Annotated in this window: 16 protein-coding genes; 7 read left to right on the top strand and 9 right to left on the bottom strand. The window is 59.8% G+C overall.

The annotated features are described in order from the left end of the window. Window positions 1-49 precede the first annotated feature (49 nt). Together fahA and hmgA are read right to left on the bottom strand one after the other, a co-directional pair. Window positions 50-1333, bottom strand: a complete 1284-nt coding sequence (fahA, locus tag PKE98_RS08035) for a fumarylacetoacetase (RefSeq protein WP_271194739.1) — start codon at window positions 1331-1333, stop codon at window positions 50-52. Then, window positions 1330-2628, bottom strand: a complete 1299-nt coding sequence (gene hmgA, locus PKE98_RS08040; protein ID WP_373877823.1) for a homogentisate 1,2-dioxygenase — start codon at window positions 2626-2628, stop codon at window positions 1330-1332. The genes fahA and hmgA overlap by 4 nt, the downstream gene beginning before the upstream one ends. A 116-nt stretch (window positions 2629-2744) precedes the next feature. Between hmgA and PKE98_RS08045 the strand changes: the two genes are divergently transcribed. Continuing rightward, a complete protein-coding gene (locus tag PKE98_RS08045) occupies window positions 2745-3545 on the top strand; it encodes an IclR family transcriptional regulator (protein ID WP_271194741.1) in 801 nt (266 codons plus the stop codon). Window position 3546: 1 nt separating this feature from the next. Here the strand turns inward: PKE98_RS08045 and maiA are convergent, their stop codons facing one another. The 3 genes from maiA to PKE98_RS08060 form a co-directional block, all read right to left on the bottom strand. Further along, a complete protein-coding gene (maiA, locus tag PKE98_RS08050) occupies window positions 3547-4179 on the bottom strand; it encodes a maleylacetoacetate isomerase (RefSeq protein WP_271194742.1) in 633 nt (210 codons plus the stop codon). Window positions 4180-4244: 65 nt separating this feature from the next. After that, window positions 4245-6335, bottom strand: coding sequence for an acyltransferase family protein (locus PKE98_RS08055; RefSeq protein WP_271194743.1), 2091 nt, complete (start codon window positions 6333-6335; stop codon window positions 4245-4247). A 279-nt stretch (window positions 6336-6614) separates the two neighbouring features. Further along, window positions 6615-7106 (bottom strand): winged helix-turn-helix transcriptional regulator, encoded by a 492-nt coding sequence (locus PKE98_RS08060; RefSeq protein ID WP_271194744.1) that lies wholly within the window; start codon window positions 7104-7106, stop codon window positions 6615-6617. 106 nt (window positions 7107-7212) lie between these two features. On the opposite strand from PKE98_RS08060, the gene PKE98_RS08065 reads away from it, so the two are divergent. The 6 genes from PKE98_RS08065 to PKE98_RS08090 all read left to right on the top strand — a co-directional run bounded on the left by PKE98_RS08065 (window position 7213) and on the right by PKE98_RS08090 (window position 11502). Continuing rightward, window positions 7213-8424 (top strand): MFS transporter, encoded by a 1212-nt coding sequence (locus PKE98_RS08065; protein ID WP_271194745.1) that lies wholly within the window; start codon window positions 7213-7215, stop codon window positions 8422-8424. A 108-nt stretch (window positions 8425-8532) separates the two neighbouring features. Continuing rightward, the gene (locus PKE98_RS08070; protein ID WP_271194746.1) at window positions 8533-9030 is read left to right on the top strand and encodes a hypothetical protein; all 498 of its coding nucleotides are present in this window, start codon (window positions 8533-8535) and stop codon (window positions 9028-9030) included. A gap of 22 nt (window positions 9031-9052) precedes the next feature. Beyond that, window positions 9053-9403, top strand: coding sequence for a DUF7079 family protein (locus PKE98_RS08075; RefSeq protein WP_271194747.1), 351 nt, complete (start codon window positions 9053-9055; stop codon window positions 9401-9403). 102 nt (window positions 9404-9505) lie between these two features. Then, window positions 9506-10300, top strand: coding sequence for an SDR family NAD(P)-dependent oxidoreductase (locus PKE98_RS08080; RefSeq protein WP_271194748.1), 795 nt, complete (start codon window positions 9506-9508; stop codon window positions 10298-10300). 281 nt (window positions 10301-10581) lie between these two features. Next, window positions 10582-11022 (top strand): DUF2628 domain-containing protein, encoded by a 441-nt coding sequence (locus tag PKE98_RS08085; protein WP_271194749.1) that lies wholly within the window; start codon window positions 10582-10584, stop codon window positions 11020-11022. 15 nt (window positions 11023-11037) lie between these two features. Continuing rightward, window positions 11038-11502, top strand: a complete 465-nt coding sequence (locus tag PKE98_RS08090) for a DUF6714 family protein (protein ID WP_271194750.1) — start codon at window positions 11038-11040, stop codon at window positions 11500-11502. Between the two features lie 115 nt (window positions 11503-11617). Here the strand turns inward: PKE98_RS08090 and PKE98_RS08095 are convergent, their stop codons facing one another. From PKE98_RS08095 to PKE98_RS08110, 4 genes are all read right to left on the bottom strand, one after another. Beyond that, window positions 11618-12076 carry a hypothetical protein gene (locus PKE98_RS08095; RefSeq protein WP_271194751.1) on the bottom strand — a complete coding sequence of 153 codons (459 nt, stop codon included), beginning with the start codon at window positions 12074-12076 and terminating at the stop codon, window positions 11618-11620. A gap of 277 nt (window positions 12077-12353) precedes the next feature. Continuing rightward, the gene (locus tag PKE98_RS08100) at window positions 12354-13724 is read right to left on the bottom strand and encodes a transposase (protein ID WP_271194752.1); all 1371 of its coding nucleotides are present in this window, start codon (window positions 13722-13724) and stop codon (window positions 12354-12356) included. 116 nt (window positions 13725-13840) lie between these two features. Next, entirely contained in the window at window positions 13841-14302 is a 462-nt protein-coding gene (locus PKE98_RS08105) for a hypothetical protein (RefSeq protein ID WP_271194753.1), read from the bottom strand. Window positions 14303-15225: 923 nt separating this feature from the next. Next, window positions 15226-15699 (bottom strand): DUF4265 domain-containing protein, encoded by a 474-nt coding sequence (locus tag PKE98_RS08110; RefSeq protein ID WP_271194754.1) that lies wholly within the window; start codon window positions 15697-15699, stop codon window positions 15226-15228. Window positions 15700-15912: the final 213 nt, after the last annotated feature.

Consider the following 15912-nt stretch of genomic DNA (forward strand, 5'->3'; position numbering starts at 1 on the left):
CCGGGCTAACGCAAGGTGCGCGTAGCACACCCTACGAAAAGCACCCGACCTACAGCGCTGCGCTCACCCGGCCGCGGCATTCGCCAAAGCCAATCGAGGCAAATCCTTCGCGCGTGCAGCGCGCGCGCAGAATGATTTCATCGCCGTCTTGCAGGAAGGTGCGGGTTTCGCCGTTACCGAGGGTGAGGGGATTTTTGCCGCCTTCGGTGAGCTCCAGCAGACTGCCGAGCTGGCTGCGTTGCGGGCCGGACAAGGTGCCGCTGCCGAGCAGGTCCCCGGCTTGCAGTTTGCAGCCGTTGACGGTGTGGTGGCTGATCATCTGGCCCACGGTCCAGTACATGTTGAGCGTGTTGCTCAGCGCCAGACGCTCGGGGGCCAGGCCGGCTTCGCGCATGGCGTTGGTAAGCAGCAGCACTTCCAGTTCAATGGCCAGGGCGCCGGTTCGTTGGTCGTGGTCGTCCCACAGGTAGGGCAGGGGCTGCGGGTCGCCGTCGGGGCGCGGGGGCTGCGCTTGGCGGAAGGGTTCCAGCGCTTCGGGGGTTACGACCCAGGGCGATACCGTGGTGGCAAAGCTCTTCGACAAAAAGGGCCCCAATGGCTGGTACTCCCAGGCTTGCAGGTCGCGGGCGGACCAGTCGTTGAGCAGGCAGAAACCCGCGACTTGTTCGTGGCTGCTGCCAATGGGCACCGGCTGGCCGTGGTCGTTGCCGGGGCCGATCCAGATGCCCAGTTCCAGCTCATAGTCCAGGCGCTTGCTGGGACCGAAATTCGGCGCGGTGTTGCCCGGCGCCAGGGTTTGCCCCAGCGGGCGACGCACCAGCATGTCATTGACGCCCACGGTGGAGGCGCGGCCGTGGTAGCCGATGGGCACGTACTTGTAGTTGGGCAGCAGCGGGTTGTCTGGGCGGAACAGTTTGCCGACGTTTTCGGCGTGGTGAATGCCGACGTAAAAGTCGGTGTAGTCACCAATATGCGCCGGCAAGTGCAGGCGGCAGTCGGCTTGCCGGTGCAGCAGTTCGTCGCGGCGCGGGCTGGCTTCGTCGAGCAGGGCCAACAACGCGTCGCGCAGTGCCCGCCGTGGGCCGCTGCCCAGGGCGAACAGGGCATTGAGCCCCTCGCCGGTGGCGGCGTTGGCCGCACGTAAGGCATCGCCAGTGAAGAGCTGGGCGGCACCGGCGGCGCTCAGGTCGAAGATGTAATCACCGATGGCGACGCCGGCACGGGGTGCAAGGCCGGCCGGGCTGAAGACGCCGAAGGGCAGGTTGTCGAGGGGAAAGTCCGGGTGGCCGTTGGCCGACTCAACCCAACTGCGACGGCTGTGCAAACGGCTCATGCCTTGTCTCCTGTGAAGGTGTTTTTGATGTCCGCCCAGCAGGTGTCGTAATCGTCTTGCAGGTCGGTGCTTTCAAGGGCGTGGCGGGTGGCGCGCAGCACTTTAGAGGTCTCGAACATAAAGGCCATGGTGCCGTCGATTTTGTGCGGTTGCAGGTCGGCAGCGATGGCTTTTTCTACCGTGGCGTTGTCCGGCCCGTGAGCGCTCATGCAGTTGTGCAGCGACGAGCCGCCCGGCGAAAAGCCCTCGGCCTTGGCGTCGTAGGTGCCGTCAATCAAGCCCATGAACTCGTTCATGATGTTGCGGTGGAACCACGGCGGGCGGAAGGTGTTCTGCGCCACCATCCAGCGCGGCGGGAAGATCACGAAGTCGACATTGGCGACGCCATGCACGGCGCTGGGGGCGGTGAGCACGGTGAAAATCGACGGGTCCGGGTGGTCGTAGCTGATCGAGCCAATGGTGTTGAAGCGGCGCAGGTCGTATTTGTACGGCACGTTGTTGCCGTGCCAGGCGACCACGTCGAACGGCGAGTGATCGAGCTGTGTGGTCCACAGTTCGCCGAGAAACTTCTGCACCAGCTCGCAGGGTTCGCGGCGGTCTTCGAAGTGGGCCACGGGGGCCAGAAAATCACGCGGGTTGGCCAGGCCATTGCTGCCAATGGGGCCCAGGTCAGGAAGGCGCAGGGCGCTGCCATGGTTCTCGCAGATATAACCGCGGGCCTCGGCATCCAGCAGCTCCACGCGAAATTTCATGCCGCGCGGCAGCAGCAGAATTTCCTGCGGCTGCACCTCTAACACACCCAGCTCGGTGACCATCCGCAAGCGCCCCTGTTGCGGCACTACTAACCACTCACCGTCGGCATTGAAAAAGGCGCGTTGCATGGACACGTTGGCGGTGTACAGGTGCACGGTGATGCCGTCTGCCTGCTCGGCAGGCGAGGTGGCGGCCATGGTCACCAGGCCGTCGATAAAGTCGGTAGCGCTGCCAGCAATGGCCGGTGGGTTCCAGCGCAGGCGATTGGGCGTCACCGGGCCCAGCACGGCGCCGGTGATCTGCCGGGCGGCGCGCTCGTAGCGTGGGTGGTTGGCCGAGGGTTTGATGCGGTACAGCCAGGTTCGCCGCGCTTCGGTGCGGGGCACGGTAAAGGCGGTGCCCGAGAGCAATTCGGTGTACAGCCCGTGGCTGTGGCGTTGCGGAGAGTTTTGGCCCACAGGCAGGGCGCCAACCAGGGCCTCGCTGCTGAATTCGTTGCCGAAGCCGCTTTGGTAAAGCGGTGAGTCGGAGTGGGAAAGCATGGCGACCTCCACCATCGATTGACGTATTTATTTTTGTAAATCAATTACGCATAACGTAATTTTACTGTCATCCGGGGTCAAGCGATAAAGCGGCCCTGTGCAGAGGCCCCAGTTTGATGACAAGCGAACCGATAGATTCACCGCTAAACCGCCAGCAGAAGGTCCAGTCTGCCGAGGTCGGCACGGGCGTTCTCAAAGCACTGGCCGATCTGGCGCCGGCGACTTCGCTGTCGCACCTGGCCGAGCACCTGGGCATGCCGGCGGCCAAGGTGCACCGCTACCTGCAAGCCCTGATTGCCAGCGGCTTCGCCGAGCAAGACCCGCTTACCAATCACTATGGCCTGGGCCGCGAAGCCTTGTACGTCGGCCTGGCTGCCCTTGGTCGCCTGGACGTGGTGCGCATCGCCACGCCGCATCTGGTGTCACTGCGCGAAGCCCTGAACGAAACCTGCTTTCTGGCGGTGTGGGGCAACAAGGGCCCGACCGTTGTGCACATCGAGCAAGCGGTGGGCGAGGTGACATTGGTGACCCGCGTGGGGTCGGTGTTGCCGTTGCTGAACTCCTCCACGGGCATGGTGTTTGATGCCTTTTTGGCAGACCCGGTGTTGCACGACATGCGCGAAGCAGAATTGCAGCGCGGTGGTGCGGCGTTTCGCAAGCAGGTGCTGGCAGATGCCGATGCACGCCGGGCGCGTATTCGTGCCACGGGCCTCAACCAGATTCAGGGCCTGTTGATGCCGGGCGTTAACGCGCTTTCGGCACCCTTGTTCGCCACCGGCGACCGCCTGGTGGGGGTGCTCACCGTGATCGGCGCGGCCTCGGTGCTGATTGATGAACACCGCACGGCGGCGCTGGCGCGGCTCGATGCCACGGCCAAGGCTATTACCGCGCGCATGGCGGGCACTCACCCGCAGTGAGTCAAGCCGGCGTATCCGGCTGGTTGGCCGGGTGCGCGGTTTGAAACGCCGGGTGCTCCAGCGCCGCGCCTTCGACGCGAAGAATGCGCGGATAGGCCGCCAGGTCCACGGCAAACCGCCGCGCCGCATACAGCTGCGGCACCAGGTAAACGTCCGCCAGGCCGGGCGTGTCAAAGCAGAAGCCGTGGTCACCAATCATCTGTTCCACGGCGTTAAAGCCTTCGCTGATCCAGTGGCCGATCCAGGCCGTTACATCGCCCTCATCAACCCCCAAACCTCGCAAGCGCTTTAGCACCGCCACGTTGTGCAAGGGATGGATGTCGCAGCCAATAAGCGCGGCCACACTGCGTACCCGCGCGCGCTCCAGCGGCTCGGCCGGCAGCAGGGGCGGGTTCGGGTAGCACTCGTCGAGGTATTCAATGATGGCCGGCGATTGCATCAGCAACTCGCCCGTGTCGGTGCGCAGCGTCGGCACGCGGCCTTGTGGATTGAGCGCGCGATACGCCGGCGCCAGGTGCTCGCCGCCATGGGCCACGAGGTTGACCGGCAGTGCGTGGTAGGCCAGCCTCTTGAGCGCCAGTGCAATGCGCACACGGTAGGATGACGTAGAGCGGTAATAGGAATAGAGGTCCATGGCGGATGCGTCCTCACGTATGGGCATTATGGCCAGAGGCCTCGTACAAGACGGGGTGGCGTGGCTTAGCGCAGCTTATCGGTTCTTGGCTGCGCGCGGGGCCCATGCTGGTTGGTGTTGAGCCAGGGCAAGAAGTTTTTGCTGTACAGGTCGCTGCCGCGCAGGCTGAGGTGGTGCGCATCACGGTAGACCGTCACGTCGTGGACGATGGCCTGGCACAGCGCGGCATCGCACACCAGGCCAATGGGGTCGTACAGCTTGGTATTGGGGTGCGCCTGCACCAGCCTCTGCAGCAGCGCCCGGTGCACAGCCTGGCGCTGTTCCACATCACGGCGGGCCACCACGCAATCGATGTTTTTTTCCGCGAGGGGCCGGTCGATGCAATGGCGTGGCGAAAACGGCAATTCAGGGGTGTCGATGGTAATCAGCACTTGTTTGCCGGCGGCCTCCAGCTGGCTCACCGTGCGCTCCAAACCGAAGTAGAACAGCTCCGGCTTGCTGGTGAACGACGACGCGTCGCTGGTGATGGAGACGCCATTGGACTTGCTGCCGTTTTCTTGCAGGTGGTGTGGGTAATGGGTGTCGAGCACATAACTGGCAAAAAACGACAGCACCACGGTGGTGATGTCCCGGTTGTTGGCCACGTAGTCGACGGCCTTTTCCATCAGGTCTTCGCAGTTGCCGTAGCTGGCGCGCACGTTGACGTCGGTCACCGGCGGGCAGCCGTAGTTGCCGATCAGCAGCCAGGAGCGATCGTCGTTCTTGGCGATGCCCTGAAAGATCGCGTCGGCGTGGCTGTCACCGATCAAGGCAATGGACGGCGTTTTACCGGGTTTGGAAACGCTGCAGTAGCCGATTTTCGGCTCATCGTCGGTGAGGCCAACGCTGCACTCGCCATACTTCGACGCACTGGTATCCCAGGCGAAATCCTCGAATTTGACCCCATGGTTCTGCCGTGCGAGCGCTTGCATGCCGGCGCGCTCCGCCATGCCGCCCTGTTTGAAAGTGGTTATGCCCACAACCCCGACAACCACCAGCGCGGTGCTCGCCCAGGCGGTGGGTGACCGACCGATTCTGCTGCGGCGTAGCGGCAGTTCCAGCAGGCGGTACGTCAGCCAGGCCAGCAGAAAACTGGCGGCTACGGCCGCCACAATTACCCAGCGGTTGGGCTCGCCCATTTCCAGAATTCTGGCGAAAGACAGGATGGGCCAGTGCCACAGGTACAGCGGGTAGCTGATCAACCCGATCGCCACCATCAACGGGTGCGCCATCACCGTGCGATTAAGCCATGCAGCGGGCCCGGCCAAAATCAGCAAGAGCGTGCCGCCCACCGGCAACAGCGCATACCAGCCGGGAAAGAGACTGCCTTTGTCGATGCACAGCAAACCGGCGGCCAGCAGGCCAGCCCCCAGCGAGGCGAGCAGATTGTTGAGCAGCGCCACACGTTTGGCCGCCTGCTCGGGCCCAGGATACAGGCGCGCCAGCAACAGGCTGCGTTGCAAAAACGCCGACAGCTCGGCGCGCCGGAACAGCTGCAGGTAAGCCAGAATTGCACCTGCCAGCAGCTCCCAGAAGCGCGTTTGGGCAAAGAAAAAGGTGCCGTTGGGGTCTTGTTGAACGCGCAGAACGTTCAGTGCAAAAGAACCTAGGGCCAACACCAGCATAATCGCCAACACATTCAATCCCGCCCGCCACGCCGCCCAGAGCAGCAGCGGATAGAGCAGATAGAACTGCTCCTCAATCGCCAGCGACCACAAGTGCATCAGCGGTTTGAAATCGGACGCCACATCGAAATAGCCGGCCTCCTGGTACAGCACCAGGTTCTGCAAGAAGGTCGTGGAGGCTGCGATGTGTTTGCCCAGTTGGGCGAACTCGTCCGGCAAGAGCGCAAACCAGCCGAAGGCGTACGTGCCGCAGAGCATGGCGAGAAGGGCAGGGAAAATACGTTTGGCGCGCTTGGCGTAGAACTGCGCGAAGCTGAATTCATTGCGCATCAAGCTGTGCACAATGATGCTGGAAATCAGAAAACCGGAGATGACGAAAAAGATATCAACCCCGATAAAACCGCCTTGTAACTTGGCGGGGAATGCGTGAAAGAGAACGACGCAGAGAATGGCAACGGCCCTCAGGCCATCGATGTCGGCGCGATAGGTCATCGCAGCCTGTTGTCCATGTGCCACTTTTCGTTCCTTGAGCAATACCGACAGTGGCTAAGTACGACCGAGCTTATCGGAATCATTCGGACATTCGTAGCCTTTTTGTACGACCGAAAGGATGGCGCAGCCTGGCACTTTTTTGGCTCGTAAATCCGCCGCTATGCCTCGACTTAGAGCGCTTTAATGAATTTGATGAGGAGTGTTTCTGACGCCGGTAAAATGGCATTGTTGACGCGAGTTCCCGGCCCCCTTACAGGCACCTGATTGCCGCCTGAATGGTTACTCGCTGCGGGTGGAGGGCGATGTTTTTTGGCGCCGCCGCTTCTTCACCACCCGCTGACGATGACACTCCTGTGGCCCGATAAGCGCGCCGCTCGCCGAGCGCACCTCCAGCGGCAGCAGTGGCTGGGCGTTCTCGTTATCCAGCAACACCGAATGGGTTTCACCCGGTGCAAACAGAAACCGCTCGCCCCATTGGCGCAGGCTAACCACGATGGGAAATACCGCGTGGCCTTGTTCGGTCAGCACGTACTCCTTGTACGCGCTGCCATCGGATGCCGGGCGCACCTCCAGCACGCCGATCTCCACCAGCGCTTTCAGGCGCGCAGCCAAAATATTTTTCGCCACGCCCAGGCTTTTTTGCAGCTCGCTGAAGCGCCGAATGCCGTCAAAGGCATCACGCAAAATCATCAATGACCAGCGATCACCAATCGCCTCCAGCGCACGCGCCACTGGGCATTCGCCGGGTTGTTCCGCTAGTTGCTCGCTCATTCGAACCTGCCTGCCGGATAAAACTGGTTGCAGATAAAAACCAGAGTGGCTGACAATGCAGACTCTGGTTTCAATTTGAAACCTCATTAAACACCATGGACATGCCATGCGCGCAAAAACTTCTGCGGCCGCCGAGCCCGCCGCCATCACCACCCCGCTAACCCTGTTATTTGCCGTGACCTGCGCGCTGGCGGTGGCCAACGTGTATGTCGCCCAACCGTTGCTGGACGCCATCGCCCAGAGCCTGGCCGTCGCGCCGGCGAGTATCGGCGCCGTGGTAAGCGCAACGCAGTTGGGTTACGCGCTGGGGCTGCTGTTGATCGTGCCGTTGGGCGACCTGATTAACCGCAATGTGCTGGTGGTGGGCCAGTTGCTGCTGTCGGCACTGGCCCTGGCGGTGGTGGGCATGGCCCAGCAGTGGGCGACCTTGCTGGCCGCGCTGATGTTGGTGGGCCTGCTGGCGGTACTGGTGCAAGTGGTGGTGGCCTACGCCGCCGCGCTGGCCAGCCCGCAACAGCGTGGGCAGGTGGTAGGGGCGGTGACCAGCGGTATAGTGCTGGGCATACTGCTGGCGCGTTTGAGCGCCGGGCTTATTGCCGATTTTGCCGGCTGGCGCGCCGTGTATTTCGTGTCGTCGGCCCTGATGTTGGTTGCCGCCGCGCTGCTCTGGAAAGCCCTGCCGGCTGCCAGCCAACCCAGCCAACCCAGCCACACCGGCTCGTATTTCGCCTTGCTGCGCTCAGTGTTCACCCTGCTCGGCAGCGAGCGCACCTTGCAGGTACGCGGCGTGCTGGCGATGCTGATTTTTGCCGCCTTCAGCGTACTGTGGACGTCCATGGTGTTGCCCCTGAGCGCCGCGCCATTTGCCCTGTCACACACCCAGATCGGCCTGTTCGGGCTGGCTGGCATTGCCGGTGCGCTGGCCGCCAGCCGGGCAGGGCGCTGGGCCGACAAAGGCCTGGGCCAGCGGGTTACCGGCATTGCACTGGTACTGCTCACGCTGTCCTGGCTGCCCACCGCCTTACTGCACACCTCACTGCTGGCCCTGGTGCTCGGCGTACTGCTGCTCGACTTCGCCGTACAGGCCGTGCACGTCACCAACCAGAGCCTGATTTTCGCCGCCCGGCCCGATGCCCACAGCCGCCTGGTGGGCGCGTATATGTGCTTTTACTCACTCGGCAGTGCCGTGGGCGCGGCGGCCGCCACCCATGTGTATGCGCTGTGGGGCTGGGGCGCGGTGTGTGGGCTGGGGGCGGGAATTAGTGCGCTGGCGTGGGTGTTTTGGCGGGTTACGCTTCCCACTGCGCGTCAGCAATAGGCGGGCGCCGGAAAAATAAAACGGTGCCCGATCGTCATTGCCCTTACTACAATATGCACCCGAATAGCCCGGCCATGCACATGGCTGCACCGCAAGGAACCTGCCGCCATGGCCTCTCCCGACAAACAACACAAACGCGCCCAGCGAGCAAAAGCCAAAGCCAAGCAGAACCGCATGGGCAAGGGCAAAGCCGCTGTCGTGCACCCGGTGCTGGCCAACCCGCTGATTGATGAACCGTTCGATGACGTGGAGATCGACCTCAGCACCTTCGACTTCAAAGACATCGAAGAAAACGGCTTTGACCCCGCCGACTTCGACGACCTGTTCCAAGCCATGAAAGCCGGCGAGAGCATCAGCCTGCTGGCCATGTGCGTGGTGTTTCTGCAATACCCGGTGCTGGAACTGGTGATTGCCGAAGAAGCGCAAGACGCCGCCACCGACTTTATGATGGGCCTGCTTATCACCTACCGTGGCTTGTTCCACAACGAAGACGAAGACACCGCTGTGGAGTGGATTGGCGGCGACGCCTTCCAGCGTGCCTACAACGAAGCGTCCGATATCCTGCTGAAGAAAAACGCCCGCGGTACGCCCGGCGCCCGTGCCTGACGCGCAGAGCAGGGCATAGAAAATGGCCAGCGTTGAGCCTCGGCGTCTGGCCCTCTGGCGGGCGTTTTCCTCGCTCTTTCTCGACACCGATATCGACGACCAGACCTTCACCTATATCGCCCGCGTGGTGCTTGAGACCGGCTATTCCCCCGAGCAGGTACAGCACATTCTGTGGGCCGAAGTGTTCCCAGTGCTGGCCGCCAACCTGCGCAGCGTGGCCGGCGAATGGGCCGGTTGGTCCGACGCCTGGCTGCTGGAAAACCTCCAGGTAATGCCAGGCCCCGCGCGCAAAGGCTGGGGCGGCAGTGTACGAAAAGAGATCGCCCGCTGCTGGGCCGAGGTGGCCGCTCGGCTTCCACCGGAATTCGCTTGAAAACGGCCCGCGCCAGCCGCTTGTGTTGCTGAAAGCCGACTACGCTTTTCTCCGACCAAACCAACCCGCCGGCCAACACCCGGCGCTAATCGGGGACATTTCATGCATATCGACCTCACCGGCAAAACCGCACTGGTAACCGCCTCAACCGGCGGCATCGGCTATGCCATCGCCCACGGCCTGGCACTCACTGGCGCCGCCGTGATCATCAACGGCCGCAGCGACGGCTCCGTGCAAAAAGCCCTGGCGCGCCTGCGCGAAGCCGCGCCCGACGCCACCCTCACCGGCGTGGTGGCAGACCTCGGCGATGCGGCTGGCGCCGACACCTTGCTCGCCGGATTGCCGGCCGTGGACATTCTGGTCAACAACGCCGGCATCTATGGCCTGGTCGATTTCTTCGAAACCGACGACGACACCTGGGAAACCTACTGGCAAACCAACGTGATGTCCGGCGTACGCCTGAGCCGCGCGCTGGTGCCGGCCATGGTCAAGAGCGGCTGGGGCAGGGTGGTGTTTATCTCTTCCGAATCGGGCCGCAATATTCCGGCCGACATGGTGCACTACGGCGTCACCAAAACCGCCCAGATCTCCCTGTCGCGTGGCCTGGCCAAGCGTGTCGCTGGCAGCGGCGTCACCGTGAACAGCGTGCTGCCCGGGCCAACCTTGTCCGACGGGCTGGCCGTGATGCTCGAAGAGCAACGCGCCAAAACCGGCAAAACCCTGGAAGCCGTGGCCGCCGAATTTGTGATGGCACACCGGCCCACCTCGCTGATACAGCGCGCCGCGAACGTGGATGAAGTAGCCAATATGGTCGTGTACATCTGCTCCACCCAGGCCTCCGCCACGAGCGGTGCGGCACTGCGAGTGGATGGTGGCGTGGTGGACGATATTCTGTAGCGGCCGCGCCGTAAGGCTGGCGTAGAACAAAAGCAGGGGCTTACGGGCCGTGTGAAAACTTCTGCGTGCGGTTAAGCGGCCTTAAACGCTTGACGTTGCTATCACTTCGTAAGATGGGTTGAGCCAAAGGCGAAACCCATCGCGATCTTGCGATCAAGCAAATCGCTACAGGCGCTCAATCAGCCGGGCCCTTACCAAATGCGGGGAGCCCCGTTGTCGTGAGCAAGACTGCCGCCGCATACTGCGCCGCGACAACTGCCTGGCCTACACAAGGACGTCCCATGGAATCGCCAAACCCCTATGCACCGCCTGCCTCCGACCTCGGCGTAGCGGGCGAGACACTGTCCCAGACGCGTATCAACGCGCTGGACGTATCGCCAAAGTGGAAAGAACGCTTTATCGCCATTTCTCACGCCGGCGGATCGAAACTGCCCAACTTCAAACAACTGCCCCGGCACGAACGGCAGAAGGCCATGAGCCTGAACTTCCTGGCGTTTTTCTTCGGGCCCATTTACTACGCGGTCAAAGGCATGTGGAAACGCGGCCTGGTTTACTTTGCGCTGGGTGCGGTGGTGATTGTGATCGCCGGGCTCATTCTTGAGCACTTTGGCTTTGGCCTGATTGCCCGTTCCCTGCACTTTGGCCTTTCTGCGATTTACGGCATGCGCGCCAATATCGATTTCTATAAGAAAAACGTGGAAGGCGATAACGGGTGGTGGTGAGGCGGTAGGCTACTGATGAGTACGGATTCCCAAGTCATCGCAAACATTGTTGCAGCATTCGCCAACGTCGAACGCCCCCAACACTTTTGCAACTATCTGCACTGCGAAGAATGCGCCGAACATGACGCGGTGCTGGTGAGCCATGATCGTGAAACGCTTACGGTCGATCACGTCGCCAACCCAGGCTGGGACCCTATAGGGTTCTGCTCCGCGCAGGGCAAGGCCTACTACCTGCCGAGCCTTGCGCAGTTTGCTTTGCAAGGCTCGGCAGACGACAGCCCCTACCTGATGCAGCTGATTCACCACCTTGAGGGAAACGGTGCGCGCAACGCCCTTGTAAGCTATTGCTCCCAACGCCAGCGCCGGGCGGTAGCGGCCTTCCTTGAGCATGTGGTTGAAACAAGGACGCCTTACCTAGCCGATAACGATCCGTTTGATCAGGTGCTTCGCACGTATGGGTATTGGTCCGCGGACACCTGAACGGCAGTCAGCCGAAGCGTTAGTCAGAACAGGGTATGTGCCCGTTATGAATCGCTAAGTTCCTACCCGTCAGAACATTAGAACCGCATAATAAATCTGACGCCTTTAAGCTCGATCACCTGTTTTTGCTAAGAACGTAAACGTGGTCGTTACCCGTAAGACGTAGGCAGTACTGCTTTATTTCTTTGAGGTTTCTGGACAGTACAAAGCTACCTTTCAACTGACATCGATATAGATTAGTAACGTCGCTTTCAGGGCCAATAATGGCTTGTGCGTCCAGGTGAAAAATAATGCCGCCGCTGCCGGCAATAGTCAGCGTTTCGATGCCGTCACACCACATCGGCGTCTGGTTAACGCAATTCTTTATCCGCCAGCTTATAAGCCACTCTAGGCTGCTGCGCACGTTCTGTAGTTCACATTGAGAGTACTTAGTGTCAGCGCGAAGTTGGCAAACCTCCTGGGCAAGTTGCCGCTCCATTTTCCGGATGATTTGGTTTTTCCGCCGGCGACTGGCATAAGTTTTCGCCCGTTTTCTCGCCCATTTCTCTTCGTGTTCAGCCTCGTCGACGTCCATGCGTTTCCTATGATTATTGGGCTGGGGATAGATTGCGCAATGAAGCTAAGTCATTCCTCTACTCAGAACGGCCGTTTTTGGCCGATTGCTGCCGTTGGCGACCGGCAGCAATCGGCCGATTCTGTTGAAAAAGTAGCTTCAGCGGCAGCCAACCGGTCATGAGTGCCTGCTGTCGAAGTGGCTGCAAGCCACTTCAAGTTGCCTTCCGGCGTTTCACTGAGCGTCCTTGCTCAGGTTTAAGGGTTAATTTGAGGGTTTCTGCTCGTAGCAGGCATACCTATCCCGTGATCGGTGGCCCGTGAGGCAGCAGCTTGGCCATACGTCTCAGGTTTTGCACAGTCGCGGCCAAGGTGAATTCGTCAGTCGCACCCGTCAGTCCACGCAGTCGTAAACGGTCGAGTTTCATGATCCGTTTGAGGTGGGCGAACAGCATCTCCACCTTCTTCCGTTCGCAACGAGAGACGAGGTATTCCGGTGTCTTGGCGATGCTTCGCGCCACGTCACGGGCCGCTTCATGGATGCTCCGAGCGATCTTGCGGAATGTGGTATTGGGGCAGCACTTCGCTTTCAGCGGACAGGTGGCGCAGTCGCTTTGGCTGGAGCGGTAGATGATGGTGTTGGCCTTGGTCACCCGAGACCGTTGCTGGGTGAAGGCACGCCATTCACTGCGTAGTGGTTTGCCGGCTGGGCAGCGGTATTCATTGGCCTCCGGATTCCAGAGGAAGTTGTTACTGGAGAGACTGTCGTCCTTGCGCTCGGTTTTGTCCCACACCGGCACATGCGGTTCGATGTTCCTTTCTTCGACCATCCAGGCCAGCATCGGGGCAGTGCCATAAGCGGTATCACCGATGAGTCGTTCCGGCGTGAGGTCGAACTGCGATTCGACACGTGCCACCATCGTCCTGGTCGAATCGACTTCGGCGGTACGGTGCGCCGGGGTAGCCTCCACGTCCATGATCACACCGTGTTCAGTGTCGATCAGGTAATTCGTGGAGTAGGCAAAAAAGGCCGGGCCACCTGGCGCTGCTGTCCAACGGGACTGAGGATCTGTGAGCGAAATTTTCTTGGGAAGAGCCTCAACCAGCGCCTCTTCATCAAGGGCTTCGAGGTACTCGCGCACTGCGCGGCTGCTGAGCTTTGGATCGTTCCAATCGACCTCATCTCCCGCCACCCCACGTTGCCGACTGGCATCCGCCTTGATGATGCTGGCGTCGACGGCGAAACCTTCACCCTTGACTAGCCCGACTGCCATGCAGCGCCGCAGCACCTCATTGAATAACCAGCGGAACAGATCGCTGTCACGAAAACGCCCATGGCGATTCTTCGAGAAGGTCGAGTGATTTGGGACTTCGTCTTCCAGACCCAGCCGGCAGAACCAGCGATAGGCCAGGTTCAGGTGCACTTCTTCGCACAATCGCCGCTCGGAACGAATGCCATAGCAGTAGCCGACGACCAGCATGCGTACCATCAACTCCGGGTCAATCGAGGGACGCCCGATGGGGCTATAAAAATCCGCCAGGTAGGCACGCAGATCACTGAGATCCAGGCACTGGTCGATGCTGCGCAGGAGGTGTTGGGGCGGGACGTGATCTTCCAGGTTGAACGAGTAGAACAGACGCTGCTGTCCTCCCGGTAACTGTCCCATCATGCTGTTCGCCTCCACGCTCGCTGACAAAGCAATTTTGCCAACGGCATGGGGAGGCCGCTACTTTTTCAACAGAATCGGCCAGAAGCGGTCATAGCGTGTATGAAAGCGGGGGTGGTTCATCCCTTCAAGTCCTCGGCAAGCTTTTGCAGATCCCGGTATTTCTGGATGACGTCCCCGTAGATATGCTCGTGTTCGATAACTCTGAATTTCTCGTGATTCTTCAGCGCCCACTGAGAAAACTCGGCGACGTAAGCTGCAATGAACGCCAACTCCTTTGGGTGCTCTATGAGCTTTCTCAGGAGGAGATTCGCTAGCCCGTTGTAAACATCAATGTCATCCCTGGCTCCCGCTTCCTGCAAGTACCTGCACGCACCCAGTATGTAAAAGCGCAAGGCCAAAGGGCCCACGTGGCTCCAGTCATGAAGAACGGACAGCGAGCAGTGCGTGTAATAGCGCTTTCGGGCAAATTCGATGTCTTTGCCGAGGTAGTGTTCTCTGGCCCATTTTTCATCACACTCGCCGTCGTAGTAGAAATCTTCAGAGGTGGGAAGGGATTCGAAAATGGGTTCGTCTAACACTGCATCAGTCCTTGATAAATAGATGGCAAACGGGGGATGAGCCGAACGCACTCACCAGATAATCCAGGCGTTTTACTCGCCTCCGATTGAGCCAGTCAAATGACCGCTATTGGCCGATTGCTGCCGGTCGCCAACGGCAGCAATCGGTCAATAGCGGGCTTTCAAAGTGAAGAAAAGAAATCTCCATTTCTTCTGTCTGGACAGATTCAGCATTTCCCCGTAATTTCCGCCGAGGGCGCACGCTTGCTAGGCGCTCTGAATGCCTGAATCGTCAGACTCGACGGTTATTTTCCTGATTGCGGTGCAGAACCGCCATTTTCATGAGAGCTAAAGTTTTACCCCCTCGCTATGACGCGCTTATACGAGGTCGAACCCACGGGTTTGATGTGCTTTTAGACGCTGTTCTGAATGAACCCCATAAAGTCCCTTCTATTGTTGCCGAAAATCCAGCGTTGCTTTACGAGACGAACTGGACCGGCGAGAACGTACTGCACTGGCTCTCAGTCGAAAATTTGCATGAAGAAGTCAGGTTGCTTAGGGGGCTGGGCTCGCCAATCCCAGCGTACGCGCTGATAGACGCCGTTGATCACGGGTACTTGGAAACTATTATTGCGTTGCTGGAACTTGGTGCTGAAGTGGTGCCGAGCTGTATCACTAGCGCGCTTAATAACGAATATTTTGCCCTCAGCAGGAAAAAGAAGTCGCTGATAAGGCGCTATTTCAGACAGTTTGGGCACGAGATATAGGTATCGCTAAGAGCGGTGAAAAGGAGGCGGTTCAGATTTATTTTTACTTCTCTAAAGAAAAGGGGAAAGATTTATTTTTCATACTTTAAGTTTCTACCCGTTAGAACATTAGAGCAGCATAAATAAATCCGTCCCCTTTAGCTCGTTGAAGCCCTAGGGCGCGGTTGGCAAGTCGCCTCACCCAGGTACTTGTGGATGCAGCTCTTCGTAGGTGGGGTCGGCGTGTTCCCAATCGACATCGCTATCCGTCAGGAAATGACAGACTTCCCAAAAGTCGCAGTGCGGCTGAATGTTGATTGTGAAGGAACGGTAACCGTCACCTTCGTAGCCGCAATCGAACTTCTTTAGCTGCTCAAGTATTTGTCGAGACTGCTCGGACTCTCTTAAGGGCTCATCGAGAATTATTCGGACGGTCTTATGGCCCGACTTCTCGACAACTTTAACGAAGTGCGGTCTTTCGTCGTCATCTTCCGGGCACGGCCGAGCCTCAAAAATGTCGTCAAACGACAGTCCATAAAATGTGAACGGGAAGTTTTTTAGTTGGTACAGGTCGTTGCCCAGCGACTCAGCCCAAGGCGTTTCCACTTCGGGGTGAGCGCCGTCTTCATACGTCTGCTGTAGAACGACTTTCACTAGGTTGTCACTGCCCATGATTCGCGTCCCTCTCCAACGGTTTGCGACGGCGTTGGTTCTGATGGGAGGCATGACGTTCCTTATTCATTGGTACTCCTGAGTCAACGTTCCCGGCCGTCTGCGAGGCCGGCAATGGGCAAAATATACACGAACCGCCTGCAGGCAGCGCGTCACGACTTTTTACTTCAGGTTCTCTCTGTTACGGAAAAAGAGGAAGAAAAGGGGACAGAT

The organism is Pseudomonas turukhanskensis (genome assembly GCF_027922365.1).
GTDB lineage: Bacteria > Pseudomonadota > Gammaproteobacteria > Pseudomonadales > Pseudomonadaceae > Aquipseudomonas > Aquipseudomonas turukhanskensis.

Coding starts and splice junctions, on each gene's coding strand:
- PKE98_RS08055 (WP_271194743.1), bottom strand. CDS start 6,335: ATGACCTATCGCGCCGACATCGATGGCCTGAGGGCCGTTGCCATTCTC.
- PKE98_RS08065 (WP_271194745.1), top strand. CDS start 7,213: ATGCGCGCAAAAACTTCTGCGGCCGCCGAGCCCGCCGCCATCACCACC.
- PKE98_RS08045 (WP_271194741.1), top strand. CDS start 2,745: ATGACAAGCGAACCGATAGATTCACCGCTAAACCGCCAGCAGAAGGTC.
- PKE98_RS08060 (WP_271194744.1), bottom strand. CDS start 7,106: ATGAGCGAGCAACTAGCGGAACAACCCGGCGAATGCCCAGTGGCGCGT.
- PKE98_RS08110 (WP_271194754.1), bottom strand. CDS start 15,699: ATGGGCAGTGACAACCTAGTGAAAGTCGTTCTACAGCAGACGTATGAA.
- PKE98_RS08100 (WP_271194752.1), bottom strand. CDS start 13,724: ATGATGGGACAGTTACCGGGAGGACAGCAGCGTCTGTTCTACTCGTTC.
- PKE98_RS08095 (WP_271194751.1), bottom strand. CDS start 12,076: ATGGACGTCGACGAGGCTGAACACGAAGAGAAATGGGCGAGAAAACGG.
- PKE98_RS08090 (WP_271194750.1), top strand. CDS start 11,038: ATGAGTACGGATTCCCAAGTCATCGCAAACATTGTTGCAGCATTCGCC.
- PKE98_RS08070 (WP_271194746.1), top strand. CDS start 8,533: ATGGCCTCTCCCGACAAACAACACAAACGCGCCCAGCGAGCAAAAGCC.
- maiA (WP_271194742.1), bottom strand. CDS start 4,179: ATGGACCTCTATTCCTATTACCGCTCTACGTCATCCTACCGTGTGCGC.
- PKE98_RS08080 (WP_271194748.1), top strand. CDS start 9,506: ATGCATATCGACCTCACCGGCAAAACCGCACTGGTAACCGCCTCAACC.
- fahA (WP_271194739.1), bottom strand. CDS start 1,333: ATGAGCCGTTTGCACAGCCGTCGCAGTTGGGTTGAGTCGGCCAACGGC.
- PKE98_RS08075 (WP_271194747.1), top strand. CDS start 9,053: ATGGCCAGCGTTGAGCCTCGGCGTCTGGCCCTCTGGCGGGCGTTTTCC.
- PKE98_RS08085 (WP_271194749.1), top strand. CDS start 10,582: ATGGAATCGCCAAACCCCTATGCACCGCCTGCCTCCGACCTCGGCGTA.
- hmgA (WP_373877823.1), bottom strand. CDS start 2,628: ATGCTTTCCCACTCCGACTCACCGCTTTACCAAAGCGGCTTCGGCAAC.